Source organism: Kitasatospora sp. NPDC056184 (assembly GCF_042268405.1).
GTDB lineage: Bacteria > Actinomycetota > Actinomycetes > Streptomycetales > Streptomycetaceae > Kitasatospora.
Map to the genome: position 1 here is coordinate 23,544 of NZ_JBHJUI010000005.1, position 26,474 is coordinate 50,017.

At 74.2% G+C, this 26,474-nt stretch carries 24 protein-coding genes; 10 read left to right on the forward strand and 14 right to left on the reverse strand.

Features of this window, described 5'->3' with window-relative positions; all coding sequences use genetic code 11:
* The first annotated feature begins 131 nt into the window (after positions 1-131).
* The 3 genes from ACFC0B_RS12060 (at position 132) to ACFC0B_RS12070 (ending at position 3,387) form a co-directional block, all read left to right on the forward strand.
* Positions 132-1,082, forward strand: a complete 951-nt coding sequence (locus tag ACFC0B_RS12060; protein ID WP_376085152.1) for a terpene cyclase — start codon at positions 132-134, stop codon at positions 1,080-1,082.
* A 234-nt stretch (positions 1,083-1,316) separates the two neighbouring features.
* Positions 1,317-2,840 (forward strand): aldehyde dehydrogenase family protein, encoded by a 1,524-nt coding sequence (locus ACFC0B_RS12065; RefSeq protein WP_376085154.1) that lies wholly within the window; start codon positions 1,317-1,319, stop codon positions 2,838-2,840.
* 223 nt (positions 2,841-3,063) lie between these two features.
* Positions 3,064-3,387 carry a nuclear transport factor 2 family protein gene (locus tag ACFC0B_RS12070; RefSeq protein ID WP_376085156.1) on the forward strand — a complete coding sequence of 108 codons (324 nt, stop codon included), beginning with the start codon at positions 3,064-3,066 and terminating at the stop codon, positions 3,385-3,387.
* 73 nt (positions 3,388-3,460) lie between these two features.
* Here the strand turns inward: ACFC0B_RS12070 and ACFC0B_RS12075 are convergent, their stop codons facing one another.
* Positions 3,461-4,681 carry a serine hydrolase domain-containing protein gene (locus tag ACFC0B_RS12075; RefSeq protein WP_376085158.1) on the reverse strand — a complete coding sequence of 407 codons (1,221 nt, stop codon included), beginning with the start codon at positions 4,679-4,681 and terminating at the stop codon, positions 3,461-3,463.
* 61 nt (positions 4,682-4,742) lie between these two features.
* Here ACFC0B_RS12075 and ACFC0B_RS12080 point away from each other — a divergent pair, with 61 nt between their 5' ends.
* From ACFC0B_RS12080 to ACFC0B_RS12095, 4 genes are all read left to right on the forward strand, one after another.
* Entirely contained in the window at positions 4,743-5,288 is a 546-nt protein-coding gene (locus ACFC0B_RS12080; RefSeq protein ID WP_376085160.1) for an NUDIX hydrolase, read from the forward strand.
* A gap of 10 nt (positions 5,289-5,298) precedes the next feature.
* Positions 5,299-6,123 carry a TetR/AcrR family transcriptional regulator gene (locus ACFC0B_RS12085; RefSeq protein WP_376085162.1) on the forward strand — a complete coding sequence of 275 codons (825 nt, stop codon included), beginning with the start codon at positions 5,299-5,301 and terminating at the stop codon, positions 6,121-6,123.
* A gap of 133 nt (positions 6,124-6,256) precedes the next feature.
* Positions 6,257-8,176, forward strand: a complete 1,920-nt coding sequence (locus ACFC0B_RS12090) for a hypothetical protein (protein ID WP_376085164.1) — start codon at positions 6,257-6,259, stop codon at positions 8,174-8,176.
* A 307-nt stretch (positions 8,177-8,483) separates the two neighbouring features.
* On the forward strand, positions 8,484-10,775 hold the full coding sequence (locus ACFC0B_RS12095; protein ID WP_376085166.1) for a glycosyl hydrolase family 18 protein: 2,292 nt from the start codon (positions 8,484-8,486) through the stop codon (positions 10,773-10,775).
* Positions 10,776-10,819: 44 nt separating this feature from the next.
* Here ACFC0B_RS12095 and ACFC0B_RS12100 read toward each other — a convergent pair whose 3' ends face one another.
* The 11 genes from ACFC0B_RS12100 to ACFC0B_RS12150 all read right to left on the reverse strand — a co-directional run bounded on the left by ACFC0B_RS12100 (position 10,820) and on the right by ACFC0B_RS12150 (position 21,704).
* Positions 10,820-11,527, reverse strand: a complete 708-nt coding sequence (locus ACFC0B_RS12100) for a spermidine synthase (RefSeq protein WP_376085168.1) — start codon at positions 11,525-11,527, stop codon at positions 10,820-10,822.
* A 105-nt stretch (positions 11,528-11,632) separates the two neighbouring features.
* The gene (locus ACFC0B_RS12105; protein WP_376085170.1) at positions 11,633-12,691 is read right to left on the reverse strand and encodes a YeiH family protein; all 1,059 of its coding nucleotides are present in this window, start codon (positions 12,689-12,691) and stop codon (positions 11,633-11,635) included.
* A gap of 7 nt (positions 12,692-12,698) precedes the next feature.
* Positions 12,699-13,265 carry a cysteine dioxygenase gene (locus ACFC0B_RS12110; protein WP_376085172.1) on the reverse strand — a complete coding sequence of 189 codons (567 nt, stop codon included), beginning with the start codon at positions 13,263-13,265 and terminating at the stop codon, positions 12,699-12,701.
* Positions 13,266-13,352: 87 nt separating this feature from the next.
* Entirely contained in the window at positions 13,353-14,258 is a 906-nt protein-coding gene (locus ACFC0B_RS12115; protein ID WP_376085939.1) for a LysR family transcriptional regulator, read from the reverse strand.
* A 196-nt stretch (positions 14,259-14,454) separates the two neighbouring features.
* Positions 14,455-15,324, reverse strand: coding sequence for an amino acid ABC transporter permease (locus ACFC0B_RS12120; protein ID WP_376085174.1), 870 nt, complete (start codon positions 15,322-15,324; stop codon positions 14,455-14,457).
* Positions 15,321-15,965, reverse strand: a complete 645-nt coding sequence (locus ACFC0B_RS12125) for an amino acid ABC transporter permease (protein WP_376085176.1) — start codon at positions 15,963-15,965, stop codon at positions 15,321-15,323. The genes ACFC0B_RS12120 and ACFC0B_RS12125 overlap by 4 nt, the downstream gene beginning before the upstream one ends.
* 14 nt (positions 15,966-15,979) lie before the next feature.
* Complete coding sequence (locus ACFC0B_RS12130) at positions 15,980-16,882, reverse strand: glutamate ABC transporter substrate-binding protein (RefSeq protein ID WP_376085178.1); 903 nt, start codon at positions 16,880-16,882, stop codon at positions 15,980-15,982.
* A gap of 9 nt (positions 16,883-16,891) precedes the next feature.
* On the reverse strand, positions 16,892-17,620 hold the full coding sequence (locus ACFC0B_RS12135; RefSeq protein WP_376085941.1) for an amino acid ABC transporter ATP-binding protein: 729 nt from the start codon (positions 17,618-17,620) through the stop codon (positions 16,892-16,894).
* Between the two features lie 50 nt (positions 17,621-17,670).
* On the reverse strand, positions 17,671-17,913 hold the full coding sequence (locus tag ACFC0B_RS12140) for a lipopolysaccharide assembly protein LapA domain-containing protein (RefSeq protein WP_376085180.1): 243 nt from the start codon (positions 17,911-17,913) through the stop codon (positions 17,671-17,673).
* Positions 17,914-18,031: 118 nt separating this feature from the next.
* Entirely contained in the window at positions 18,032-19,804 is a 1,773-nt protein-coding gene (locus ACFC0B_RS12145; RefSeq protein WP_376085182.1) for an ABC transporter ATP-binding protein, read from the reverse strand.
* Between the two features lie 127 nt (positions 19,805-19,931).
* On the reverse strand, positions 19,932-21,704 hold the full coding sequence (locus ACFC0B_RS12150) for an ABC transporter transmembrane domain-containing protein (protein WP_376085184.1): 1,773 nt from the start codon (positions 21,702-21,704) through the stop codon (positions 19,932-19,934).
* 271 nt (positions 21,705-21,975) lie between these two features.
* On the opposite strand from ACFC0B_RS12150, the gene ACFC0B_RS12155 reads away from it, so the two are divergent.
* A complete protein-coding gene (locus ACFC0B_RS12155) occupies positions 21,976-22,839 on the forward strand; it encodes an aldo/keto reductase (RefSeq protein ID WP_376085186.1) in 864 nt (287 codons plus the stop codon).
* 205 nt (positions 22,840-23,044) lie between these two features.
* Here the strand turns inward: ACFC0B_RS12155 and ACFC0B_RS12160 are convergent, their stop codons facing one another.
* Positions 23,045-23,911, reverse strand: coding sequence for a MarR family winged helix-turn-helix transcriptional regulator (locus ACFC0B_RS12160; RefSeq protein ID WP_376085188.1), 867 nt, complete (start codon positions 23,909-23,911; stop codon positions 23,045-23,047).
* Positions 23,912-24,471: 560 nt separating this feature from the next.
* On the opposite strand from ACFC0B_RS12160, the gene ACFC0B_RS12165 reads away from it, so the two are divergent.
* Both ACFC0B_RS12165 and ACFC0B_RS12170 read left to right on the forward strand, forming a co-directional pair.
* A complete protein-coding gene (locus ACFC0B_RS12165; protein ID WP_376085190.1) occupies positions 24,472-25,239 on the forward strand; it encodes an SDR family oxidoreductase in 768 nt (255 codons plus the stop codon).
* Between the two features lie 232 nt (positions 25,240-25,471).
* Positions 25,472-26,263: a phosphatase PAP2 family protein gene (locus tag ACFC0B_RS12170; protein WP_376085192.1), complete on the forward strand. Its 792-nt coding sequence runs from the start codon at positions 25,472-25,474 to the stop codon at positions 26,261-26,263.
* Here the strand turns inward: ACFC0B_RS12170 and ACFC0B_RS12175 are convergent.
* Positions 26,214-26,402: an I78 family peptidase inhibitor gene (locus ACFC0B_RS12175; RefSeq protein WP_030392181.1), complete on the reverse strand. Its 189-nt coding sequence runs from the start codon at positions 26,400-26,402 to the stop codon at positions 26,214-26,216. The two genes, ACFC0B_RS12170 and ACFC0B_RS12175, sit on opposite strands and share 50 nt — an antisense overlap.
* Between the last annotated feature and the right edge of the window lie 72 nt (positions 26,403-26,474).

The window sequence follows — 26,474 nt, forward strand, 5'->3', positions numbered from 1 at the left end:
ACTCTACGCCCCGCCAGCCGAGTTGATCATGCCATGACCATGCAGCCTCCGCTGGCACCGACGCCCCGATTCCCCCACCCGAGCCCTTCCTGCCCATCAGTGACCCCAACCTTCGCAGCTCCGGGAGTCCGATGTCTGACGACACCTCACTTCAGATTCCGTTCCCGCACCGTCGCAGCGGCCACGGGCCGTACGCCACCGAACTGCACCGCGCCTGGCTGACCCGCCATCCCCTGCTGCCCGACCCGGCCCACCCGTCCTACGCCCACTGGGACGTGGTCGACCTCGCGGCCCTCGGCTACCCCGACGCCGGGCCCGACGAACTCGCGCTCGCCGCCGACCTCATGGGTTTCTACTTCCTCTTCGACGACCAGTTCGACGGCCCGCTCGGCCGCCGCCCCGCCGAGGTCGCCCCGATCTGCGACCGGCTGGTCGCCGTCCTGCACGGCGCGAAGGCCGATCGCGACTCCCCCGTGGAGACCGCCTTCGCCGACCTGTGGGAGCGCAGCGTCCAGGGCATGCCGGCGCGCTGGCAGGCGCGCGCGGCGTACAACTGGGAGTACTACCTCGCCTCGCACCCCGCCGAGGCCGCCGGACGGATCAGCCCGCGCCCGCCGGACCGGGCCGGCTACCAGGTGCTCCGACGCGGCACCGCCGCGATGGAGACCATCTTCGACATGATCGAGCGGCTCGGCCGCTTCGAGGTGCCGCCGGCCGTGCTGCACCACCCGGTGCTGCGCCAACTGCGCCAGCTCGCCGCCGACATCCCCTCGCTCACCAACGACGTGCGGTCCTTCCCCCTGGAGGCGCCGCGCGGCGACGTCAACAACCTGGTGATGATCGTGCGGCGCGAGCGCGACTGCTCCGCCGAGGAGGCGTGCGCCGTGGTGATGGCCGAGGCGCAGCTGATGGTCGAGCGCGCCCGCGAGCTGTACGAGGGCCTGCCCGACGTGCACCGGGAGCTCGGCCTGGCCCGGGTGGAGCGGATCATCGCCCAGCGCTACGCCGAGGGCCTGGTCACCTGGCTGGCCGGCTACCTGAGCTGGGAGCGCCGCACCGGCCGCTACCAGGAGGCCCGGTGACCCGGACCCGACGGCCGGAGCGCACCACCCTCCGTCGACCGCCGCCGCACGGACCGTAGCCGAACCGGCCGTCCCCCGGCTAGGGTGCTGCCCGGCGGACGCCCCCGGCACGGGGTGCGCCCGACCCGCGTGTGTGTCCGTACCCTCCGCCGGGCCGCTCCCAGCGCGGCCCGGCGCACCGCTCCGGCCCGCGTGCCGAAGCGGTGCCCCGACAGCGCGAGGAGGCCCCAGAGCATGCCGGTCTACCAGCCCCCCGGGCAGCCCGGATCCGTCGTCAGCTACCACCCCCGCTACGAGCACTGGATCGGCGGCCGGTGGACGCCGCCGGTCCTCGGCCGCTACTTCGAGAACCCCAGCCCGGTCACCGGCGAGGTCTTCACCGAGGTCGCCCGCGGCACCGCCGAGGACATCGAGGCCGCGCTGGACGCCGCCCACGCGGCCGCCCCCGCCTGGGGCCGCACCCCGCCCGCCGAGCGCGCCCTGGTGCTGCTGCGGCTCGCCGACCGGATCGAGCAGAACCTGGAGCGGCTCGCCGTCGCCGAGAGCTGGGAGAACGGCAAGCCGGTCCGCGAGACCCTGGCCGCCGACCTGCCGCTGGCGGTCGACCAGCTGCGCTACTTCGCCGGCGCGCTGCGCGCCCAGGAGGGCGGCGTGTCGCAGCTGGACGAGGACACCGTGGCGTACCACTTCCACGAGCCGCTGGGCGTGGTCGGCCAGATCATCCCGTGGAACTTCCCGATCCTGATGGCCGTCTGGAAGATCGCCCCGGCGCTGGCCGCGGGCAACGCGGTCGTGCTGAAGCCGGCCGAGCAGACCCCGGCCTCCGTCCTGCTGCTGGCCGAGCTGACCGCCGACCTGCTGCCGCCCGGCGTGCTCAACGTGGTCAACGGCTTCGGTCTGGAGGCCGGCCGCCCGCTCGCCTCCAGCGACCGGATCCGGAAGGTCGCCTTCACCGGCGAGACCACCACCGGCCGGCTGATCGCGCAGTACGCGAGCGGCAACCTCATCCCGGTCTCGCTGGAGCTCGGCGGCAAGAGCCCCAACCTGTTCTTCGCCGACGTCGCCGCCGAGCAGGACGCCTTCTACGACAAGACCGTCGAGGGCTTCGCGATGTTCGCCCTCAACCAGGGCGAGGTCTGCACCTGCCCCAGCCGGGCGCTGATCGAGTCCTCGGTCTACGACCGGCTGCTCGCCGACGGCCTGGAGCGGGTGCGCGCGCTGCGCCAGGGCAACCCCCTGGACACCGCGACCCAGGTCGGCGCGCAGGCCAGCGACGAACAGCTGCGCAAGATCCTCTCCTACGTCGAGATCGGCCAGGCCGAGGGCGCCAAGGTGCTGACCGGCGGCGAGCGGGCCGACCTCGGCGGCCCGCTGTCCGGCGGCTACTACGTCACGCCGACGGTGTTCGAGGGCGTCAACGGGATGCGGATCTTCCAGGAGGAGATCTTCGGCCCCGTCCTCGCGGTGACCCGCTTCGAGGACTTCGACGACGCGGTCGCGCTCGCCAACGACACCCCGTACGGGCTCGGCGCCGGCGTCTGGACCCGCAACGGCACCACCGCCTACCGGGCCGGCCGCGCCATCCAGGCCGGCCGGGTCTGGACCAACTGCTACCACGCCTATCCGGCCCACGCGGCGTTCGGCGGGTACAAGAACTCCGGCATCGGCCGGGAGACCCACAAGACCGTCCTGGAGCACTACCAGCAGACCAAGAACCTGCTGGTCAGCTACTCCCCGCAGGCCCTGGGACTGTTCTGACGCCAGGCCCCGGAACCCGGGGTGGGAAGCCGGGCCGGCCGGCTTCCCACCCCGTCTGCCACTCCCCGTGGCCCGCGCGGGGATCCCTGGGGGACATCACCCGTGCCGGGATCCAAGCACATGAATCCCCCGGAAATCCCCGACGCGCCGCCGACATGCGCGGCGTGTTCCGGCCGACGCCCTAAACAGGAGTCCCGACCCGCCGCGACTCCTGGGAGACCGGATGACCATCGCCCCCGCCAGACTCTCCGACCCGACCGTGCGCGCCGCCGTCACCGCGATCAACGCCGGTGACCGGCAGGCCTTCGTCGACCTGCTCGCCCCGGACGCGACCATGGCCGACGACGGCTCCGCGCGCGACCTCCAGGACTGGATCGACCGGGAGATCTTCACCGTCCGCGGCCACATGGAGGTCCGCTCCGAGTCCGACGGCGGCCGGGCGCTGGTCGCCGACTACCGCAACGAGACCTGGGGCGAGATGCGCACCGCCTGGCGCTTCACCGTCGCGAACGGCCGGATCAGCCACTTCGAGACCGGCCAGGCCTGATCACCGGCCCGCTCCGCCGCGGACCGCCGCCCGCCCGGGCCACCACCTCCGGCCGCCGCCCCGGGCCGCCGCCTCAGGACGCCCCGAGGCACTCCCGTACCGCCCTGATCAGCGTGCGGGAGCGGATGTCCCCGGTGACCCCGGGCTGCATGCCGTTGGTGACGTAGCCGAACCCGATCCCGAGCTCCGGGTCGGCGAAGCCCAGCGAGCCGCCCCGCCCCGGGTGGCCGAAGGCGGCCGGCGAGGCCATCGGCGCGGTCGGGCTGTGCCGGAAGAAGCCCAGTCCGAAGGTCGAGTTGACGATCAGCACCCGGTCCGGGCCGCTGACCACCGGCCCGACCGCGCGGGCCAGCACCTCGGGCCCGAGCAGCGGCGGCAGCGTCCCGCCGCCGCTGCCGTGCCGGTCGGCCGCGCCGATCAGCGCCGCGTAGAACCGGGCCACCGAGCGCGCCGTGCCGATCCCGCCCGCGCCGGGGATCTCGGCGGCCTGCACCGCCGGGTCGTTCAGGTCCACCCCGGGCCGCACCGAGGCGAACGCCCGGGCGGTCAGCGAGGCCGGGTCCCGGTAGGCCTCCCGCACCGACTGCTTGGCGCGCAGCCGCAGCCCGCTCGGCCCGGTCCGGGCGGCCTGCGGCGCGGGCAGGTCGACCAGCTGGCCGACCCGGGGCGCGGCGCCGGCCGGCAGGCCGATCCACAGGTCGAGGCCGAGCGGCCGGGCGATCTCCTCGGCGAAGTACTGGCCGACGGTCCGCCCGCTCACCCGGCGCACCACCTCGCCGACCAGCCAGCCGAAGGTGTACGGGTGGTAGCCGTGCGCCGTGCCGGGCTCCCAGGCGGGCTCCTGGGCGGCCACCGCGGCCACCGCCCGCTCCCAGGTGAGCACGTCCTCCAGGCGCAGCGGCACGTCCAGGGCGGGCACCCCGGCCTGGTGCGACAGCAGCCAGCTCACCGGCACGCCGCCCTTGCCCGCCGCCCCGAACTCCGGCCAGTACGCGACCACCGGGGCGTCCAGGTCGAGCTGCCCGCGCTCGGCGAGCAGCAGCGCGGTGGCCGCGGTCAGGCCCTTGGTGACCGAGCGCAGCACCTGCGCGGTGTCCGCCGTCCAGGGCACCGCCGGCGCGGGCCGCCCGCCGACCTCGGGCCGGGCGTCGCCGCCCCACAGGTCGACCACCTTGCGGCCGTGCACGTACAGCGCGAACGCCGCGCCGAGCTCGCCGTACTCGCGGAAGTTGCGCGCGAAGGCCTCCCGCACCGGTTCGAAGCCCCCGGCCGTCTCGCCCCAGATCTCCACCACCGCGCGCCGTTCCCGTCGTCCGTCCGTCCATGATCCGCCCGGAAACCCTAACCTGTGGTGCATGACCGAGCCCGCGCGGACCAGTCCCGCCGATCCCGCCGACGAGCTGCTGGACGTCGTCGACGAGCACGACCGGGTGATCGGGACCGAGCGGCGCGGGGAGGTGTACCGGCGGGGGCTGCTCCACCGGTGCGTCTTCGTCCTGGTCCGCGACCCGGCCGGGCGGATCTTCGTGCACCGGCGCACCGCCACCAAGCTGTTCGCCCCGGGCGCGCACGACATGTTCGTCGGCGGCGTGGTGGGCGCCGGCGAGACCTACGGGCAGGCCGCCGTCCGGGAGGCCGAGGAGGAGCTGGGCGTCACCGGGATCGCCCCGCGCCCGCTGTTCCGCTTCCTGTACCGCGGCGAGGGCCTCGCCTGGTGGTCCGACGTGCACGAGGCCGAGTGGGACGGCCCGGTCGCCCCGCAGGAGTCCGAGGTGGCCTGGCACGCCTGGCTCACCCCCGCCGAGCTGGCCGAACGGCTGGAGCGCGACACCTTCGTCCCGGACGGCCGCGAGGCCTACCGCCGCTACCTGGAACACCGGCCGGCCCGACGGGACGGATAGGGTGGCGCGCATGGCATCCCGCACGCCGTCGGCCCCCTCCCCCGCGCCCGCGCCCGCGGGCGGCGACCGCCCGGAGCCCGCCGGGCGCCCGCGCCGGCGGCTCAGCGTGGACGAGCGGCGCGAGCAGCTGATCGCCGTGGCGCTGGAGCTGTTCAGCCACCGCCCGCCGGAGGAGGTGTCGATCGACGACATCGCCGCCGCCGCGGGCGCCTCCCGGCCGCTGGTCTACCACTACTTCCCGGGCAAGCAGGCGATCTACGAGGAGTCGCTGCGCCGGGCCGGCCGGGAGCTGTCGGCCCGGTTCGAGGAGCCGGCCGAGGGGCCGCTCTCCGAGCGCCTGTACCGGGTGATGGGCCGCTACCTGGACTTCGTGCAGAGCCACGGCCCCGGCTTCGCGGCGCTGCTGCGCGGCGGTTCGGTGACGGCCAGCACCAACACCTCGGCGGTGATCGACGAGGTCCGGCAGGCCGCGTACGACCAGATCCTCGGCCACCTGGCGCTGCCCTCGCCCGGCCCGGGGCTGCGGCTGACCGTCCGGGCCTGGATCGCCAACGCCGAGATCACCTCGCTGGAGTGGCTGGCCGACCGCTCGGTGCCGCTGGAGGACCTGCAACTGCACCTGGTGCAGGAGTTCGTGGCGGCGCTCACCCTGACCGCCGCCCGGGAGCCCGCGCTGGCCGCCGAGCTGGCCGGCTTCTTCGCCGACGAGCGCCCGGACGGCCCGACCGGGCGGCTGGTGCACGACCTGGCGGGCCTGCTGGCCGTCCCGGGCCTGGCCGACGCCCTCACCGCCCTGGCCGCCGCCGTCCCCGCCGCGGCCCCGGACGCCGGCTGACTCCGGACGGCCGGTTCTGCCGCGTCGGCGGCCTCTGATAGGAATGTGCACGGATCTGACGGCCCGCCGGTCACCCCCGGGCCCGGGTCCACCGACCAGGAACGCACAGCGAACGGAGCGGGGGGCTCAACAGGTGACCCAGGACGGCCGGTTCAGCACGGAGGCCAGCCCCTTCACAGCCGCGGAGCGGGTCTCCGCGACCCTCGGAAGCCTCACCGACGCGCTCTTCGGCGCCCGGACCTCGCGCCACCCGGCCGCCGCGCTGACCGCCCTGCGGGCCACCGCGCACCCGGCCGCCGACGCCCTGTTCCACCTGCCGCTGGCGCCCAACGGCCCGGTGCACACCGCCGTCGACCGGCTCGGCACGGTGGTCACCGCCGGCACCGCCCGCCCGGGCACCGGCGCCGCGCTCGCCCCGCTGGTGACCGGCGCGCTGCTGGCCCGCTACGGCGCCGCCGGCCCGGTCCGCGGCGCGGCGGCCGGCCCCGCCGAGGCACTCACCGCGGAGTCCTTCGAACTGCCGGTGACCGGCGAGCCCGCCGACCCCAAGCTCCGCCCCGCCTTCGCCGCGCCGCTGGCCGCCCTGGCCGGCGGGCAGCAGACCCGGCAGCCGGTCGAACTGCCCACCGGCGCGGGCGCCGAGGTCCGCCTGGTCGTCCCGCCCGGCTTCCACACGCTCACCTCGCCGGACGGCCCGCCCGGCGTCTCCGCCCGGACGGTGCCCACCGGCCCGGTGGACGGCATACCGGCCGGCCGGGGGGTCGACCCGGCCACCGGTGCGGCGGCGGCCGCGCTGACGGCGCACCTGGCCGAGACCGCCGAGGAGCTGTTCAGCGGCGCCGGCGCCGGCGAGCGCCGCGACTTCGCGGTGGTCGCCGCCGCCCTGGCCGACACCGTCACCGCCGCCGGCGCCGTCTACGCCGGCGTCGGCGCCTTCCACCTGGAGGGCCGGCCGACCGACGCGACCCTGGTCGTCTCGCTGGCCCGCCACCCGCTGCCGATCACCGGGCTCGCCACCGAACTGGCCACCGTACGGCGGCACGCCGAGGTCTGGACGGTGTTGCTGCCCGCCGGACCGGCCGCCGTCCTGGTCGAGGCCCGCAGCGTCCCGGTGCCGGGCCCGCTGGCCGCCGACGGGGGGCGCCGCTGGACGGTCACCTCGGTGGTGGAGGCGTTCGTCCCGCTGCCGGACGGCGTCTCGGTGCTCTGCGTGCAACTGACCACCGCCCAGCCGCAGGACTGGGAGCTGTACACGGACGTCTTCGCCGAACTGCTGAAGAGCGTGCAGTTCGGCTGGGACGGCGTGCCCGCCACCCCGGTCGCCCCGCAGCCCGCCGTCGCCGCTCCCCCGGTTCTCCCGGCACCCGCCCCGGCCGCACCCCCGGCACCGGCCCCGGCGCCGGCCGCACCCCCGGCTGCGGCTCCGGCTCCCGAGGAGGACGCCACCCCGGTCCGCATCCCGCCGGCCGACTTCAACCCCTTCGCCCCGGTAGCCGACCCGACCCCGGCCCGGCCGATCCTGGTGCCGGAGGACGCCGCGCAGCCGCCCGCCCCGCCCAAGGGCACGCCCGTGACGGTCCCGCCGCCGGACTTCGACCCCTTCGGCATCCTCGGCACCCCGGCCGCCGAACCGGCCGCCCCGGAGGCCCCCGGCACCCCGGAGCCGTCCAAGGGCACGCCGGTGATGGTGCCTCCGCCGGACTTCGACCCCTTCGGCATCCTGGGCGCCCCGGCCGCCGAGCCGCTGCCCGCCGCCCCGCAGCCCGCGGCCGCCCCGGCCGCCGACCCGTTCGGCACGGTGACCGCCGCGGACCGGGCCGGCGACCCGTTCGGCACCACCGTCCCGGATCCCCGGCCGGTGGCCGTCCCGCCCCCGCCCAGCACCCCGCCGGCCGTCCCCGCGGCCGCCCCGGCCACCGGCCCGGGCCCGGGCCCGGCCAAGGGCACCCCGGTGATGGTCCCGCCGCCGGACTTCAACCCCTTCGCCCCGCAGCCCGAAGCCGCCCCGGCCCCGCCGCCGGCCGCCGCGCCGGAGCGGGACCCCTTCGGCTGAGCCCCCAGCACCGAGCCGGCCGGCCCCGGGCCACCGCGGCGCGAACGCCCTGACGACTCCCCGTCGTCAGGGCGTTCGCCGTCACCCCGCGGTCATGTCCACGATCGGCAAGTGGTACAGACCTATTGCCAGTTCACCCGCCCGCTCCCTACCCTCGGCTCAGGATCCTCCGCGGCACCCCGACGGCCCGAGGACCGGTTCCGCGCCGCCCCCATGGCCCGGATCACGCTGCTCCACGCACCTGACACCTCCCCACGGGTAACGGGGCGTCCGGTCCTGCCCGGGCCCCCAGGACAGGAGCCACTCCATGCGCAGACGTCGGATCGGCCTGCCGCTCCTCGCGGCCGGGACCCTGCTCGTCCCCCTGCTCGGCGCAGCCCTCCCCGCCACCCTGGCCCACGCCTCCGCCGACGCGGCCGCGCGGGCCGCCGCCGGGTCCCTGACCGCGTCCCTCACCAAGGGCAGCGACTGGGGCAGCGGTTACGAGGGCAGCTACACCATCACCAACGGCTCCGGCGCCGCGGTCAACGGCTGGACGCTGGAGTTCGACCTGCCCGCCGGGAACACCGTCGCGGGCCTGTGGAACGCCTCCTACACCACCGCGGCCTCCCACGTCACGGTGAAGAACCCGGGCTGGGCCTCGACCCTGCCGGTCGGCGGCACCTACAACGTCGGCTTCAACATCGCCTACTCGGGCGCCTACCAGCCCCTGGCGAACTGCAAGCTGAACGGCAAGCCGTGCGACGGCAGCGGCGACGACCTGACCCCGCCGACCGTCCCGGGCGCCCTGACGTCCGGCACCGTCACCCAGACCACGGCCGCACTCTCCTGGACGGCGAGCACCGACAACGTCGGCGTCACCGGGTACGACGTGTTCAAGGACGGCGCCAAGGTCGCCACCACCGACGGCGCCACCACCGCCGTCACCGTGCAGGGCCTGACCGGCGGCACCACCTACCAGTTCACCGTCCAGGCCTTCGACGCGGCGGGCAACCGCTCGGCGGCGGCCGGTCCGCTGAGCGTCACCACCCCGCCGCCGATCGAGGACAAGGAGGCGCCGACCACCCCCGGCACCCCGGCCGTCACCGGTTCGGACTCCAGCTCGGTCTCGCTCGGCTGGGCGCCCAGCACCGACAACGTCGGCGTCACCGCCTACGACATCTCCGCGAGCAACGGCGTGGTCACCACGGTCACCAGTCCCTCCGGCACCGTCGGCGGCCTGGCCCCGGACACCGAGTACACCTTCACCGTCAAGGCCCGCGACGCGGCCGGCAACGTCTCCCCGGTCTCCGGACCGGTGACCGCCCGCACCAAGAAGGGCGGCACCGGCGGCGCGCTGAAGATCGGCTACTTCACCCAGTGGAGCATCTACGCCCGCGGCTACAGCGTGAAGCAGCTCGACACCTCGGGCTCGGCCGGCCGGCTCTCGGTGCTCAACTACGCCTTCGCCAACATCCACCCGAGCACCAAGCAGTGCTTCATCACCAACAAGGCGGCCGGGCCGGAGAACGACCCGAACGCGGGTGACGGCGCCGGTGACGCCTGGGCCGACTTCGGCAAGGGCTGGGACGCCGGCAACTCGGTGGCCGGCACCACCGACACCTGGGACCAGAAGCTGGCCGGCAACTTCAACCAGCTGAAGCAGCTCAAGGCCAAGTACCCCAACCTCAAGATGCAGATCTCGCTGGGCGGCTGGTCCTACAGCAAGTACTTCTCCGACGCGGCGGCCACCGACGCCTCCCGCAAGGCCCTGGTGAGCTCCTGCATCGACATGTACATCAAGGGCAACCTGCCGGTGATCGACGGCCGCGGCGGCGCGGGCAGCGCGGCCGGCATCTTCGACGGCATCGACCTCGACTGGGAGTGGCCGAACTCCGACGGGCACGCCGGGAACATCTTCCGGCCCGCCGACAAGGCCAACTACGTCCTGCTGGCCCAGGAGTTCCGCCGCCAGCTGGACGCCCTCGGCGCCACCACCGGCAAGCACTACACGCTGAGCGCCTTCCTCCCGGCCGACCCCGGCAAGATCGCCGCGGGCATCGACGTCCCCGGCCTGTTCAGCGCCTTCGACTTCGCCACCATCCAGGGCTACGACTACCACGGCGGCTGGGAGATGGTCACCAACCAGCAGTCCGGCATCAAGGTCGCCGCCGGCGACCCGAACCCGCCGGCCCGCCGGTTCAGCTCCGAGGTCGCGATCGGCGCCTACGTGGACGGCGGCGCCCCGAAGAGCAAGCTCACCCTGGGCATCCCGTTCTACGGGCGCGGCTGGACGGGCGTGCCGCGCGGCACCACCAACGGCCTCTTCCAGACCGCGACGGGCCCCGGCCCGGGCACCTACGAGGCGGGCTTCGAGGACTACAAGAAGCTCAAGGACATGGCCACCAGCGGCGGTTACACCCTCTACCGCGACCCGGTGGCCGGCCACGCCTACATCTACAACGGGACCGTCTTCTACACCTACGACGACCCGATCGAGATCGCCCGCAAGACCGCCTGGATCAAGTCCCAGGGGCTGGCCGGCGCGATGATCTGGGCCTTCGACGGCGACACCCCGAGCGGCGAGCTGATGGCCGCGGTGGACAACGGCCTCAAGTAGCCCCGGAACGGCCCCGCCGCTCCGACGCCTGGCCCGTCACGCGCTCATCGCGCGCGGCGGGCCAGGTGCACGACGTCCGGAACGCCCCGGGCCACCGCGACCTCCCGGGTCACCACGTCCGTGAAGCCGGCCGTCCGCAGAGCCTCCTCGAAGGCCCGGGACGGCCGGGCGCTCCACACCGCCAGCACCCCGCCCGGCTCCAGCCGGCGCCCGAGCAGCGCCAGCCCGTCCGGGCCGTACAGCCCGGCGTTGGCGTCGGTGACCGTCCAGTCCGGCCCGTTGTCGACGTCCAGGCAGAGCGCGTGGTAGCGGGCGCCGTCGCCGCCGGCCAGGTACTCCAGCAGGTCGACGGGCAGCACCTCGACCCGGGGATCGTCCAGCGCGCCGGCGGAGAAGGCCGCCAGCGGGCCGCCCCGGTGCCAGTCGATGACCGCGCGCTCGCGCTCCACCACGGCGATCCGCCCCCAGCGCGGCTCGGCCGCCGCGTGGGCCAGCGAGAAGCCGACGCCGAGCCCGCCGATCAGCACGGAGGGCTCCGCCACCGGCCCGGTGCGGTCCAGTTCGTCCAGCGCCGCCGTGACCAGCAGCCGCTCGGAGCGCCCGTCGGCGGTGTCCATCAGGAAGCAGCCGTTGGCGATGATCTCGTAGTGCCCGCCGCGCCGCCGCAGCACCACCTCCCCGAACGGGCCCTCGCGCCGGTCGAGCGTGACGACGGCTGCGGAGCCGTCCCGGTCGGGCAGTGCGGTCGACATGTGCGGCGGTTCCTCTGCGGCGCTCGGGGACACGGGCGCGGGCCGGCCGAGCGCCGGACCGCCCGGCCGACGATAGCCCCAACCGCCGCCGGCCGCCCCGTGTTTTCACGTCGTGGCCAGCACCCCGACATACGAGACCCCCGCGACGACCACCCAGGAGCCCAGCCCGAGCAGGGCGATCCGGCCTCCGGTGCGCACCATGGTGGGCAGGTGGACGGCGCTGCCGAGCCCGAACAGCGCGGCCGCGAGCAGCAGTTCCTGGGCGTCCCCGGCGAGGGTGAGGGCCCGCTCGGGCAGCACGCCGGTGGTGCGCAGCGCGATCATGGCCAGGAACCCGGCGACGAACAGCGGCACCAGCGGCGGCCGCTTGCCGGTCGCGGGCTCCGTGCCGGCGCGCCGGTGCGAGCGCCGGACGGCCACCGCGACCCCGGCGACCAGCGGCGCGAGCAGGACCACCCGCATCAGCTTGACCAGCACGGCCTCGCGCAGCGCGCCCGTCCCGCCGGTCTGCGCGGTGGCGACCACCTGCCCGACGTCGTGCACGCTGGCGCCGACCCAGCGGCCGAAGCCGCTCGCGTCCAGGCCGAGCGGGTGCTGGAGCAGCGGCAGCACGGCGATGGCCAGGGTGCCGCAGAGGGTCACCAGGGCGACGGAGGCGGCGACGTCCTCCTCCTCGCTGCCGGCGGCCTGGCTGACCGCGCCGATCGCCGAGGCGCCGCAGATCGAGTAGCCGGTGGCGACCAGCAGCGGCTGGTCGCCGGGCAGGCCGAGCCGGCGCCCGAGCCAGAGGGTGCCGGCGAAGGTGGCGGTGACCACCGCGAGCACCATGGCGACGGTGGCCCAGCCGAGGCCGAGCACGTCGTCGAGGCCCAGCTTGAGGCCGAGCAGCACGATGCCCGCGCGCATCAGCCGCTTGCCGGCGGTGGAGAGCCCGGGCCGGGCGACGCCGCGGACCACCGGCCGCAGACCGGGCAGGTGGGCGGCGGCGACACCGAGCAGCACGGCGGCGGTGAGCTTGGGCACGGCGGGGACGGCCCGGTGGACGGCGATCGCGGCGGCGACGCCGAGCGCGGCGAGCAGCAGGCCGGGGACGTCCCCGCCGAGCGGGGGCAGGACGCGGGTGCGGGACGGGCGCAGCGCGCGGTCCCGGAGGGTCAGGGCCATACGGGGCTCACCGCTGTTCGCCGGCGGGCAGTCGGTAGACGCGCCGGATGCTGGTGCCGAGCCGGGAGACGTCGGCGCCGTACACGTGGAGGGAGATGGCGGTGGCGCTGCACGCGTTGCGCACCAGGTGGATGTCCCCGGGCGGGGCGAAGGCGGCGACGCTGCCGACCGGGCCGACCACGTGCTCGGTCTCGACGAGGTGGGCGTTGCGCCCGTCGGAGACCAGCCGGTAGCGGGTCTCGCTCTCCTGGCCCTGGTGGACGCCGGCCACGCACCAGGAGACGTGGTCGTGGATCGGGGTGTACTGGCCGGGCAGCCAGACCAGGGCGACGACGGAGAAGGAGCCGTCGCCCTCGGCGTGCAGGACGTGCTGGCGGTAGCGGGCCGGGTCGCCCTCGCACTGGTCCGCGGTGAGCAGTTCGGCGTCGCCGAGGTGCGGGGCGAGCCGTTCGCCGACCAGGTAGGCGGTGAGTTCGGGCGGCAGGCCGCGGTCCACGACCGCGCGGATCTCGCCGACGAGTGCGGTCATGCGCTCGGTGAGCCGGCCGCCGCCGACCGTGGCTGACGTTGTCATGTCAGCAGGTTGGTCGCCACCGACCCATCACGTCCAAGGAGGGTTCCTTCGCTCCTCCCCCATCCGCGCTTATGGATCGGGGCGGGGTCAGCAGCCCACCCTCGCCGCGGCGGCCTGCCGCAGGTGGTCGAGGACCAGCGCGGTCGCCGGGATCCCCCGGTGCTCGCGGAGCACGTACGCGCTGACCTGCCGCCGCAGGTGCGGTTCGACGGCCCGGCCGGTGACCTTGCGGTGGCACATGAAGGAGAGCACCAGGGCGGGCATCAGCGCGATCCCGACCCCGGCGGCGACCAGGCTCTGGACGGCGAGGTTGTCGTCGGTGGAGAACACGATGTCCGGGGCGAAGCCCTGCTCGGCGCAGACCTGCAGCAGATTGGCCCGGCAGCGCGGACAGCCGGCGATCCAGCGCTCGCTGTCGAGGTCGGCCAGCCGGACGGCGTGCCGGCGCCCGAGCGGGTGGCCGACCGGCAGCAGGACCGTCAGCAGGTCCTCCATCAGCGGGATCTCGTCCAGCTCCTCCGGCACCTCGGCGGGCGCTCCCGGATAGCGGAAGGCCAGCGCGATGTCGCACTCCCCGCGCAGCAGCCGCTGCACCGAGTCCGGCGGCTCGGCCTCCAGGAGTTCGACCCGCACACCGGGGTGCTCGGCGAGCAGCCGGGCCATCGCCTCCGGTATCAGGGTGGCGTTGGCGCTGGGGAAGGCGCAGACCCGGACGCGTCCGGCCCGCAGCCGGCCCAGCGCGGCGAGCTGCTGCTGGGCGGCGGAGAGGCTGCCGAGGATCTGCTCGGCGTGCCGGGCGAGCGCCTCGCCCGCCTCGGTGAGCCGCAGCCCGCGCCCGGCCCGGGTGAACAGCGGCAGGCCGACGGTGCGCTCCAGGGCCTTCATCTGCTGGGTGATGGCGGGCTGGGTGTAGCCGAGCTCGCGGGCGGCCGCCGAGTAGGAGCCGGCCCGGACGACCTCGTGGAAGGTCCTGATGTGCCGTGAGTCGAACACCGGCTCCATGTGTCCCTCCGCCCGGCCGTCGCGTCGCTGCCCGGCAATCATAAGCAGAGTTTGGAGGTACCGAGCCAGACCTCGGCCGCACCTATGGTTTACCGCCGAACCGCCCGCCCCCGGCCCCCCGTCCGCACCCGGATCGATCAAGGCCGCTCATGACCAGTCATGAGCGGTCACGGTCACTCACGCCCGCTCACGCCCGAGCGGACGGCGGCAGCCCCGTCGGCACCTCGGCCGGCGCCACCGGGGCCCCGCCGCGCGCGCTCGGGCTGCGCCGGCTGCGCCGCTCGACCCAGTGCGCGAACCAGGAGAGCAGCAGGCACATCCCGATGTACACCGGCGCGATCACCATCACCACCGGGATGAACGGCAGGTCGTAGTCCAGGTTGGTGGCGATCAGCTTGCCGGCGTGCAGGAACTCCTCGTAGGTGATCAGGAAGCCCAGCGAGGTGTCCTTGAGCGCCACCACCAGCTGGCTGATGATCGCCGGCAGCATCGCCCGGGCGGCCTGCGGCACCAGCACGTACGCCATCACCTGGGACTTGCGCATGCCGAGCGCGAAGGCGGCCTCCCCCTGCCCCCTGGGCACCGCCAGCACACCGGCCCGGAACACCTCGGCGAGCACCGAGCCGTTGTAGAGCACCAGCCCGGCCACCAGCGCCCAGAGCGGGGCGACCTTGAGGGCGACGAAGATGAAGAAGATCATCACCAGCAGCGGCATGGCCCGGAAGAACTCCACCACCAGGGTGGACAGCAGGCGCACCACCCGGTGGTCGGAGAGCCGCCCGACCGCGAACAGGGCGCCGAAGGGCAGCGCGAACAGCACCGTCCAGCCGAAGGCCTTGAGGGTGTTGGCGAGCCCGCGCAGCAGCAGGTCCTGGACGCCCTGGTACTGGAAGGCCGTCCACTTGTCCGCGGTGAACTGGTGGGTGTGGAACAGCATGTAGACGATCCAGCCGATCAGCGCGGCGATCGCCAGCAGCGCGATGCCGCCGTACAGCCGGTGCCGGGCCAGCGCCTTCGGGCCGGGGATGTCGTAGAGCGCCGAGGATTCCACCGTCATCGCGACACCGCCAGTCGTCGTTCCAGCAGGTTGAACACGGCGCTGATGGCCAGGGTGATGATCAGGTAGCCGACGGCGATCCAGACGAAGGTCCAGACGATGCTGTAGCCCAGCTCGTTGATGGTCCGGTAGGTGCCGAGCAGTTCGGTGACGCTGAACGAGCCGGCGATCGCGGTGTTCTTCGCCAGGGCGATCATCACACTGCCGATCGGGGCCACCACCGAGCGGTACGCCTGCGGCAGCACCACCAGCCCCATCGTCTGGCCGAAGGTCATGCCCAGGCTGCGCGCCGCCTCGCCCTGCCCGACCGGCACGGTGTTGACGCCCGAGCGCATCGCCTCGCAGACGAAGGCGGAGGTGTAGCAGCCGAGCGCGAGCACCGCGAAGGTGAAGAACGGCAGGGTGATGTCGAACCGCGGCAGGCCCAGCACGACGATGAAGAACAGCAGGGTCAGCGGGGTGTTGCGCAGCAGGGTCACCCAGGCGGTGCCGAACACCCGCAGCGGCCGCACCGGCGAGACCCGGAAGCTCGCCATCAGCACCCCGAGCACCAGCGCCAGCACGGCGCTCACCGCGAACAGCTGGAGGGTGCCGAGGAAGCCGTCCCAGTAGGTCGACCAGTTGTCGGTCAGCGTCTTCACAGCCCGGCCCCTCCTCAGTACCGGTCGATCGGCGGCGGGGCGGGCGCGGGCTCCCCGGACAGGCCGAGGGTCGCGTCGAACGCCTTCTTCCAGTCGCCGTTCTCCTCGTGGTGCGCCAGCGCGTCGTTGAGCGCGGCGCGCAGCACGGTGTCGTTCTTCGGCGTGCCGATCCCGTACGGCTCCTGGGAGAACAGCGGCCCGACCACCTTGAGCTCGTCCGGCACCTTGGCCGCGTAGCCCAGCAGGATGGTGTTGTCCGTGGTGACGGCGTCGACCTGGGAGGTGATCAGGTTGTCCACGCAGGCCGAGTAGGTGTCGTAGCCGATCAGCTCCGCCTTCGGGTACTGCTTCTGGATCCGCTGGTACGGCGTGGAGCCCGCCGCCGAGCAGACCTTCCTGCCGTCCAGGTCCTCGGGGCCGTTGATGTCCTTGTTGTTCTTGCGCACCAGCAGCGACTGCCCGGCCAGGAAGTACGGTCCGGCGAAGCCGACCAGCTTCTTGCGGTTGTCGTTGATGGTGTAGGTGCCGACGTAGTAGTCCACCTGGCCGTTCTGCAGCGCGGTCTCGCGGTTGGCGGAGGCGATGGTCCGGAACTCGATCCGGTCCGGGCCGAACCCGAGGTCGGCGGCGACCATCTTGGCGATCTCGATGTCGAAGCCGGAGTACTCGCCGGTGGCCGGGTTCTTCTGGCCCAGGTAGGGCTGGTCCTCCTTGGCGCCGACCACCAGGTGCCCGCGCCCGCGGGCCGCGTCCAGGGTCGGCGAGCCGCTCACCGGGGTGCCGGCCGCCACCTGGTAGCTGGGCAGCGAGCTGGGCTGCGGCCCCTTGGGCGGCGGGGTGCCCTCCTTGCCGCAGCCGGACAGCAGCAGGGCCGGCAGCAGCGCCGCGGTCGCCGCCAGGGTCACGATCCTCTTCACGGCCCGGCCTCAGTGCTTCAGGATCTTGGAGAGGAAGTCCCGGGCGCGCTCGCTCTCCGGGGCGCCGAAGAAGTCCTCCGGGGCGCGATCCTCGACGATCCGCCCGTCGGCCATGAAGACCACCCGGTTGGCGGAGGCGCGGGCGAACCCCATCTCATGGGTCACCACGACCATCGTCATGCCCTCGTGCGCCAGCCGGCGCATCACCTCCAGCACCTCGTTGATCATCTCGGGGTCGAGCGCCGAGGTCGGCTCGTCGAACAGCAGCGCCTTGGGGTCCATCGCCAGCGCCCGGGCGATCGCCACCCGCTGCTGCTGGCCGCCGGAGAGCTGCGCCGGGTACTTGTCCGCGTGCGCGGCCAGCCCGACCCGCTCCAGCAGCGCCCGGGACTTGGTGTCGGCCTCCGCCCGGCTCCGCCCGCGCACCTTCACCTGCGCCAGTGAGACGTTCTGCAGCACGGTCTTGTGCGCGAACAGGTTGAAGGACTGGAACACCATCCCGACCTCGGCACGTAACCGGGCCAGCCCCTTGCCCTCCTCCGGCAGGGGCCGGCCGTCGATCACGATGGAGCCCGACTCGACCGGCTCCAGCCGGTTGATGGCCCGGCAGAGCGTGGACTTCCCGGAGCCGGAGGGGCCGATCACCACCACGACCTCGCCCCGGCCGACGGTCAGCTCGATGTCCTGGAGGACGTGCAGCGCCCCGAAGTGCTTGTTGACGCCGCGCAGCTCGATCAACGGGGTGAAGCCGCCGGGGCCGGGCGCGGCGGGCGGCTCGGCGGCGGCGCTCACCTCTCGCGCCGCCCCTTCAGCAGCCACCCGAGCGCCGCGCCGGCGAGCAGGGTGGCCAGCAGGGCGATCCAGAGCGGAGCGGTCACGGTGAACACCCAGAACTGGATCTTCACCTTGTCGAGGTTGGCGAACAGGAACCACACCGCGAGGACGACGATGACGCCGATCCCGATGTAGCGGGTGGGAATCCCGCCGATCTCACTGCGCTTGGCACCGGAGGAGTCCGAAATCTTGGTCACCCGAGCATTCTGAGGGCGCTTGGACACATTTGCCCGTATACGCGGCCGGGGAGTCGCCCGCACGGGACCGTCCGGTCCCGTGCGGGCCCACCTCCCGTCACTCCCCTGCCACGCCCCGTCAGTGTTCGTCGCGCCAGGAGCGCCAGAGCGCCGCGTACGGGCCGCCGGCCGCCACCAGCTCGGGGTGGCTGCCGTACTCGCTGATCCGCCCGTCCTCGACCACCGCGATCACGTCCGCGTCGTGCGCGGTGTGCAGCCGGTGCGCGATGGCGATCACCGTCCGACCCTCCAGCACCCGGGAGAGCGAACGCTCCAGGTGCCGGGCGGCCCGCGGGTCCAGCAGCGAGGTGGCCTCGTCCAGCACCAGGGTGTGTGGATCGGCCAGCACCAGCCGGGCCAGCGCCAGCTGCTGGGCCTGCGGCGGCGTCAGCGCGGTGCCGCCGGAGCCGACCTCGCTGTCCAGCCCGGCCGGCAGCGCGTCCACCCACGCCCCGGCGTCCACCGCGTCCAGCGCCCGGCGCAGCTCGGCGTCGTCGGCCCCCGGCGCGGCCAGCCGCAGGTTGTCGCGCAGGGTGCCGACGAAGACGTGGTGCTCCTGGTTGACCAGCGCGACCTCGGCGCGCACCCGCTCGGCCGGCATCCGCGACAGCGCCGCCCCGCCGAGGGTCACACTGCCCCGGCCCGGCGCGTAGATCCCGGCCAGCAGCCGGCCCAGGGTGGACTTGCCCGCCCCGGAGGGTCCGACCAGCGCCACCCTGCTGCCGGGCGCGACGTCCAGGCTGATGCCGTGCAGCACGTCGGCGCCCTCCCGGTAGCCGAAGCGCACGTCCCGCGCCTCGACCCGCCGCCCGCTCGGCCGGACCTCGTCGTCGCCCTGCGTCTGCGGCACCTCGTGCACGCCGACCAGCCGGGCCAGCGAGGCCTGGCCGATCTGCAGCTCGTCGTACCAGCGCAGGATCAGATCGACCGGCGCGACCAGCGCCTGGGCGTAGAGCACCCCGGTGGTCAGCTGGCCCACGGTGATCCAGCCGCGCAGGGCGAACAGCCCGCCGAACACCAGCGGACCGAGCACGGCCAGGGTGTACGCCGCGTCGACGGTCGGGAACCAGGCCGAGCGCAGCCAGAGGGTGTACCGCTCCCAGGCGATCCACTCCGCCAGCTTGCGGTCGGTCAGCCGGACCCGCTGCTCTCCCAGCCGCAGCGCCTCCACCGTCCGCCCGGCGTCGACCGTCTCGGCCAGGACGGAGTTCACCGCCGCGTAGCCCGCCGACTCGTTGCGGTAGGACTGCGGGGCGCGCCGGAAGTACCAGCGGGAGGAGGCCAGCAGCAGCGGCAGGCCGATCAGCGAGGTGAGCGCGAGCGGCGGCGAGGTGACCACCAGCGCGCCGAACACCAGCAGCAGCGAGACGATCGCCACGGCCAGCTCCGGCACCGCCTCGCGCACCGACTTGTCCAGCCGGTCGATGTCGGTGGTGCCCCGGGAGACCAGGTCGCCCGTCCCGGCCCGCTCCAGGACGCCGGTCGGCAGCGCCACCGAGCGGACCAGGAAGTCCTCCCGCAGGTCGGCCAGCACCCGCTCGCCGAGCACGGCGCCGCGCAGCCGCGACCACCAGGTGAACGCGGACTGCACCACCAGCGCCAGCAGGTACCACGCCACGGCGACTGTGAGGGTGGACTCCGCGGTGCCGGTGGCCAGCGACTCGACGAGCGTGCCGAGCACCCACGGGCCGACCAGCCCGGCCACCGTGGCCACCGCGTGCAGCCCGACCACCCCCGAGAAGGCGCCCCGGTGGCGCCGGGCCAGCACCCGCAGATAGCCGCGCACGGCGGCCGGGGAGCCGACCGGCAGGGTGGTGGCCGGCCGCTGCTCCTGGTGGACGGGGGGCTTCATGCGTCACTCCTCGACTCGGTCCGGTGGTTGTCGCACCCGGCGCACCCGATGCGGACGGCGAACCCGGCGCGGACGGCGAACCCGGTGCAGACGGCCCGCGCCGCCGTGCCGGGCGGCCGCCGGCGGTTCACCGCCGCTCCCCGTCCGCCGCCGGCTCCTCCGCGCGGGTGACCACCGCCCGGTAGGCCGGCTCACCGCGCATCAGCTCCCGGTGGACGCCGGCCGCCGCCACCCGGCCGTCGCGGACCAGGACCACCCGGTCGGCCTGGTCGAGCAGCAGCGGGCTGGTGGCGAAGACCACCGTGGTGCGCCCCTCGCGGTTCTTCCGCAGCCCGGCGGCGATCCGGGACTCGGTGTGCGCGTCCACCGCGCTGGTCGGCTCGTCCAGCACGAGCACCGGCGGGTCGGCCAGCAGCGAACGGGCCAGCGCCAACCGCTGCCGCTGCCCGCCGGACAGCGACCGCCCCCGCTCGGTGATCTCCGCCGCCATCACCTCGGCCGAGGCCTCGGGCGACCCGTCCGCCAACGCGTCCAGGACGTCCTGGGCGCGGGCCGCGGCGAGCGCCTCCCAGGGATCGACCCGGCCGGAGGCGGGCACCTCGAACAGCGCCGCCAGGGTGCCGGAGAGCAGCACCGGCTCCTTGTCGTGCACCAGTACCGCGGCCCGTGCCTCGGCCAGCGGGACGGCGTCCAGCTCGATGCCGCCGAGCCGGACGGACGGCTCCGCCCGCCCGTCCTCCGCCACCGGGACGTGCCCGCCGAGCCGTTCGGCGAGCGCCCCGGCGAAGTCCGGGTCGCCGCAGACCACGGCGGTCAGCTCGCCGGCCCGGGCGGTCAGCCCGGTGACCGGGTCGAACAGGTCGGAGCGCGCCGGGTCGGCCGGCCCGGCGGACCCGCCGCCCTCCGTCCGGGCCAGCGAGAGCACCCGCACGGCGCGCCCGGCGGAGACCCGGGCCACGCTCCACGCGTGCGCCGCCTCGCCGAGGATCCGCAGCGGCGCGGCGAGGAAGGCCGTGGCGCCGTAGACCGCGACCAGGGTGCCGACCGAGATCCGCCCGTCGGCCGCCAGCCGGGCGCCGTACCAGGTGATGCCGACCACGAAGAGGCCGGGCAGCAGCACCTGCTGGGCCTGCATCAGTGACCAGATCCGGGCCGAGCGGACGGCCGCGGCGCGGACCTTCTGGGACGCGGCCCGGTAGCGGTCGAGGAAGAGTTCCTCGCCGCCGATGCCGCGCAGCACCCGCAGCCCGGCGACCGTGTCGGCGGCCAGCTCGGTGGCCTTGCCGCCGAGGGCCCGCTGCTCGGTGTAGCGGCGCTCGAACGGTCCGAGCAGCGGCCAGACCGAGGCCGCGAGCACCGGCACCCCGAGCAGCACGGCCAGCCCGAGCACCGGCTCGACGGCCAGCACCGCGGCGCTGACCGCCAGCCAGACCGCGACCGCCCCGCGCAGCCGGGCGACGAGTTCGACGTACCAGCCGATCTTCTCGACGTCCCCGCTGCCGACCGCGACGATCTCGCCGGTGGCGATCCGCCGGGACAGCCCGGCGCCGAGGTGCGAGGCCTGGCGGGCGACCAGCTGGCGGACCTGGCTGGCGGCGTGGATCCAGTTCCAGACCGCCTGGCGGTGCAGCAGCACGGTGCCGAGCGCGGACACCGCGGCCAGCGCGAGGGCGAGCGCGCCGGCCCGCCACAGGGCGCCGGAGTCCCCGTCGACGACGGCCTGGACGCCGAGGCCCACCGGCACCGGCAGGGCGGCCTGGCAGCCCATCTCGACCACCGACCAGCAGGTGGCGAGCACCTGCCCGCGCCGCTGGCCGCGCTGGAGCCAGCGCAGGAAGGCGAGCGGGGAGGAGAGGTCCGGTCGGCCGGGATCGGCCAGGGGAAGGGTTTTGAGCAGCATGACGCTCCCATCCGGGGCGGTGCGGGCGGAGGACGCGGAGGACGGCCGGTAGGGTCACGGCCGTGGGGTTCGTCAGGAGGTCATGGCAGCGAGACTGCCAACTCGGATGTGACCTGCGCAACAGGTTTTCCGGGCACCCGGCCGACGGCTTAGGGTTGTGCATGCGCCGGTAGCAGGCGTCGGAAAATTCCCCGACCGGGGAACACTTCCGGCCGTCGCGCCGGTTGCCCCATCAGAACCACAGGGACGACCAGGAGAGGGCACTCCTTCCGTGAGCAACATTCCCAGCGTCACGCTCAACGACGGCACCCGGATCCCCCAGCTCGGCTTCGGGGTCTGGCAGGTGCCGGACGCGGAGGCCACCGCCGCCGTCCGCACCGCGATCGAGGCCGGCTACCGCTCGATCGACACCGCCGCGATCTACGAGAACGAGTCCGGCACCGGCAAGGCGATCGCCGAGGCCCTGGCCGGCGGCGTGGCCCGCGAGGACCTCTACATCACCACCAAGCTGTGGAACTCCGGCACCCGCGACTGGTCCGGCGAGCAGGGCCGCGACGCGGTGCTGCGCGAGTTCGACGCCTCGCTGGACCGGCTCGGCCTCGACCACCTCGACCTCTACCTCATCCACTGGCCGCGACCGATGCACGGCAGCTACCTCAACGTCTGGAAGGCGCTGGAGCAGCTGAAGGCCGACGGCCGGGTCCGCTCGGTCGGCGTCTCCAACTTCGGCACCGAGCAGCTCACCCGGATCGCCGAGGAGTCCTCGCTCCTCCCGGCGCTGAACCAGGTCGAGCTGCACCCGTACTTCCCGCAGCAGGAGCTGCGCGCCTTCCACGCGCAGCACGGCATCGCCACCGAGGCGTGGAGCCCGCTCGGCCAGGGCAAGGAGCTGCTCTCCGAGCCGGAGCTGGTCCGGATCGCGGCCAAGCACGGCCGTACCGTCGCCCAGGTGGTGCTCCGCTGGCACCTGCAGAGCGGCATCATCGCGATCCCGAAGTCGGTCACCCCGTCGCGGATCAAGGAGAACCTGGACGTCGCCGGCTTCGAGCTGGACGCCGAGGACCTCGCCGCGATCGCCGGCATCGCCACCGGCACCCGGATCGGCCCGGACCCGCAGGGCTTCGACTGGAACTGACCGCCCCGGCGGCCCGCGGCCGCCCGACCGCGCGTCAACGCCGAAGGCCGCCCTCCCCGCTCGGGGGAGGGCGGCCTTCAGCGTGTTGACCCGTGCGCACCGTCACCGGCCCGGGATCGGCGGGACCGGATCGACCGGCGGACGGCTGGCGACCGACCGGCGACCGACTGGTGAATCGTTTTGGCTGACAACCGCGGCGTTCCGGCTAGAGCCGGGCCGCCTTGGCGATCAGCGCGAGCGCCGCCTCGTGCTCCTCCTCGTCGAGCGGCGCCAGCAGCAGCTGCTGGACCCGGGCCACGCCCGCGGCCGAGCGGTGCAGCAGGTCCTGTCCCGCCGGTGAGAGCGAGAGCAGGTTGCGCCGTCCGTCCGAGGGGTCGCGGCGACGCTGGACCAGGCCGCGCCGGACCAGCCGGCTGACCATCTCGGCCATCGTGGCCTTGTCCAGCGAGGCCAGCTCGCCCACCGTGCGCTGGTCGGCGCCCGGCTCCAGTTCGAGGGCGTCGAGCACCGCGTACTGCGGCGCCGTCAGCTCCGAACCGACGTGCTCCGACCAGAGCTTGGTGTGCACCTGCTGGCTCACCCGGATCAGGTAGCCGATCGCCCGCTGGGCGTCCAGCATCGGTCGCGCGTCCGTGAGGACGGCGACCTGGGCCGGCTCCAGTCTGGCTATCTTGGCCATCACGCGGACGATCTCCAGCTGCTCCTCCGGAGTGAGCGGCTCGAAGAGCGTGCGCTGCACGCGGACCACTCCGCCGGTGGCCTCGCGGACAGCCTGGGCGCCGCTCTGCGAGAGAGCGAGCAGCTTGCGCCGGCCGTCGGCCGGGTCTCGGCGCCGAAGCACCAGGCCGCGCCGGACCAGCCGGGCGACCATCTCGGCCATCGTGGCCTTGTCGAGCGAGGCACGCTCGCCCACCGTGCGCTGGTCGGCGCCCGGTTCGAGGGCGAGGACCAGCAGGACAGCGAACTGCGGAGCCGTGAGGTCGGCTCCGACGTGTTCGGACCACAGACGGGTGTGGACCTGCTGTGCAACGCGGATGAGGTGTCCGGGCGACTGCTGCAGTCGCGCGGACACGCGGGTCGTCGGGATCTCCCCCAGCACCATGTATCCGTCCCGATGTCACACCCGGTGTGTGTGGGACACCCGGGTGGGGCAGTAACGGCGAGTGGGCGTCCCGCTGTTCGGGAGGGCGCTCCAGCCGTGCAGCCGGTGGCTGCTGGCGGACACTATACAAACGGCAGGCCCTCGCTGGCAGGCAGGGGCGGATAGTAGACGCAGGTTCGGCAACATTGGCATATTTACTCGCCGTGCCGACCCGTCGGTAACCCGTTCGCAGGAGAAAGCCGACCGGTCGGTCCTTACCCACGGTCACCTGCGCCTTCGCCCTGGCCGCGCCCCTTACTCGCCGGTAGGGTGTGGCCACCGAGGCGGATCCGGCCTCCGGAGCGGCCCGTGGAACCCGAGTGCCCCCCGAACGGTTCCTGGGAGTTTCCTGGACCCCGGCCCGCCGGGCGGCACCCAGGCGGGCCGACTCCGGAGCGCGACCGGCACCGGGCCGACCCGCTGCGACCCCCCGCCACCTGCAACTGACCTGCAACAACGCCCGATTGCCTCCGAGAGAGACGAGACCGAGCATGACCGAGCAGACCACCGCCCCCCGGGTCGCCGTCGTCACCGGCGCCGCGCGCGGACTGGGTGCCGCCACCGCCGTGCGCCTGGCCGCCGACGGCTACGCCGTGGCCGTCCTCGACCTGGAGGAGTCGGCCGGCCGGGAGACCGTCGAACGGATCACCGCCGCCGGCGGCCGGGCCCTGGCCGTCGGCGCCGACGTCTCGGACGCCGGGCAGGTCCGGGCCGCCGTCGAGCGGATCGCCGGAGAGCTGGGCGCCCCGGTCGTGCTCGTCAACAACGCGGGCGTGCTCCGCGACAACCTGATCTTCAAGATGACCGAATCGGACTGGGACACGGTCATGAACGTGCACCTGCGCGGCGCGTTCCTGATGACCCGGGCGGTCCAGAAGTTCATGGTGGACGCCGGATTCGGACGCATCGTCAACCTGTCCTCCTCGTCCGCCCAGGGCAACCGCGGCCAGGCCAACTACTCCGCCGCCAAGGCCGGCCTGCAGGGCTTCACCAAGACCCTGGCCATCGAGCTCGGCAAGTTCGGCATCACCGCCAACGCGGTCGCCCCCGGCTTCATCGCCACCGACATGACCGCCGCCACCGCCGCCCGGGTGGGCATGGACTTCGAGGACTTCAAGGCCGCGGCCGCCACCCAGATCCCGGTCCAGCGGGTCGGCGCGCCCGAGGACGTGGCCCACGCCATCTCGTTCTTCGCCTCCGAGGGCGCCGGCTTCGTCTCCGGACAGGTGGTGTACGTGGCCGGCGGCCCCCTCGACTGAGCCACCGAACCTACACAGGGTTACCACGGGGTGGGAACCGGCGCGGCCGGTCTCCCGCCCCGTTCCTTTTGCCCGAACTTGGGGAAAAGCACACGAACCCCTTACGGACATTCGATCCGAAAACGACATTGGATCGTCCTGAAACAGACCGCGGCCGATCGGAGAACGGCTTTGCCGGGGAATTCCGAATGAGGCGGGGAATCACCCTGCGTTGCTGGGTAGGGTCACCGCCGTGCAAGCGCCGAGTGAACTGCCGGGCCGCCCGGAGCACCTGACCACCCGCCGCGAGCGCCCGCGCCCCTGCCCCGGCGAACCGGCCTGGCCGCCCCTCGGCCGCCGGCAGGCCGCCCTGCTGGGCCTGACCGCGCTCGGTTACCTGCTCGTGGTCGCCGCCGTCCTGCTGGACACCTCGCTGGTCGACCTGGACTGGAGGATACGCCTGTACCGGCCCTACGAGCACTGGCCCGACCTGCAACCCCTGCTCGACAACTGGGTGGTGGCCGGGCAGCGCGGACCCTCCGCGCTCGCCGCCTTCGCCTGGCTCGGCTGGCGCGCCCGCCGGCTGGGACGGATCCGGCCGCTGCTGGTGATGGGCTCCGCCCTGCTGCTGCTCAACCTCACGGTCGGCGGGGTCAAGATCGTCACCGGCCGGCTCGGCCCGCACTACGCCCACTACGTCGGCTCGCCCGAGCTGTTCTCCGGCGGCACCATCTTCCCCTCCGGGCACACCGCGAACGCCGTGGTCACCTGGGGCGTGCTGGCCTACCTGGCGGTCCGCTGGCGGCGCACCGGCGCACTGCTGGCCGGCGCCACCGCCTGGTCGGTCGGCCTCACCACCGTCTACCTGGGCACCCACTGGGTCACCGACGTGCTGGCCGGCTGGGCCGCCGGCCTGCTGGTGCTGCTCTCGCTCCCGCTGCTGGAGCCCCTGGTGCACGCCGCCGAACACCGGCTCACCCGGCGCCGGACCGCGGCTACCCCTCCCAGCTGCGGACCACCACCCCGTCGCGCACCGCGAGGTTGAGCCGCCCCTCCCGGTAGTCCATGGTCATCGCCGCCCCCTGCGGCAGCACCCGCACCGAGGCCCAGCCGTGCCGGCGGGCCAGCTCCTCGGCCCGCTCGACCCGCAGCCCCGCGTAACCCTCCGCGTCCGTGTCCGTCATCGCCCCTCCCCGGCTCGCCCAGCGGACGTACGCTGGAATCGTAGACCGACCGCACGGATCCGGCCGGGCCGA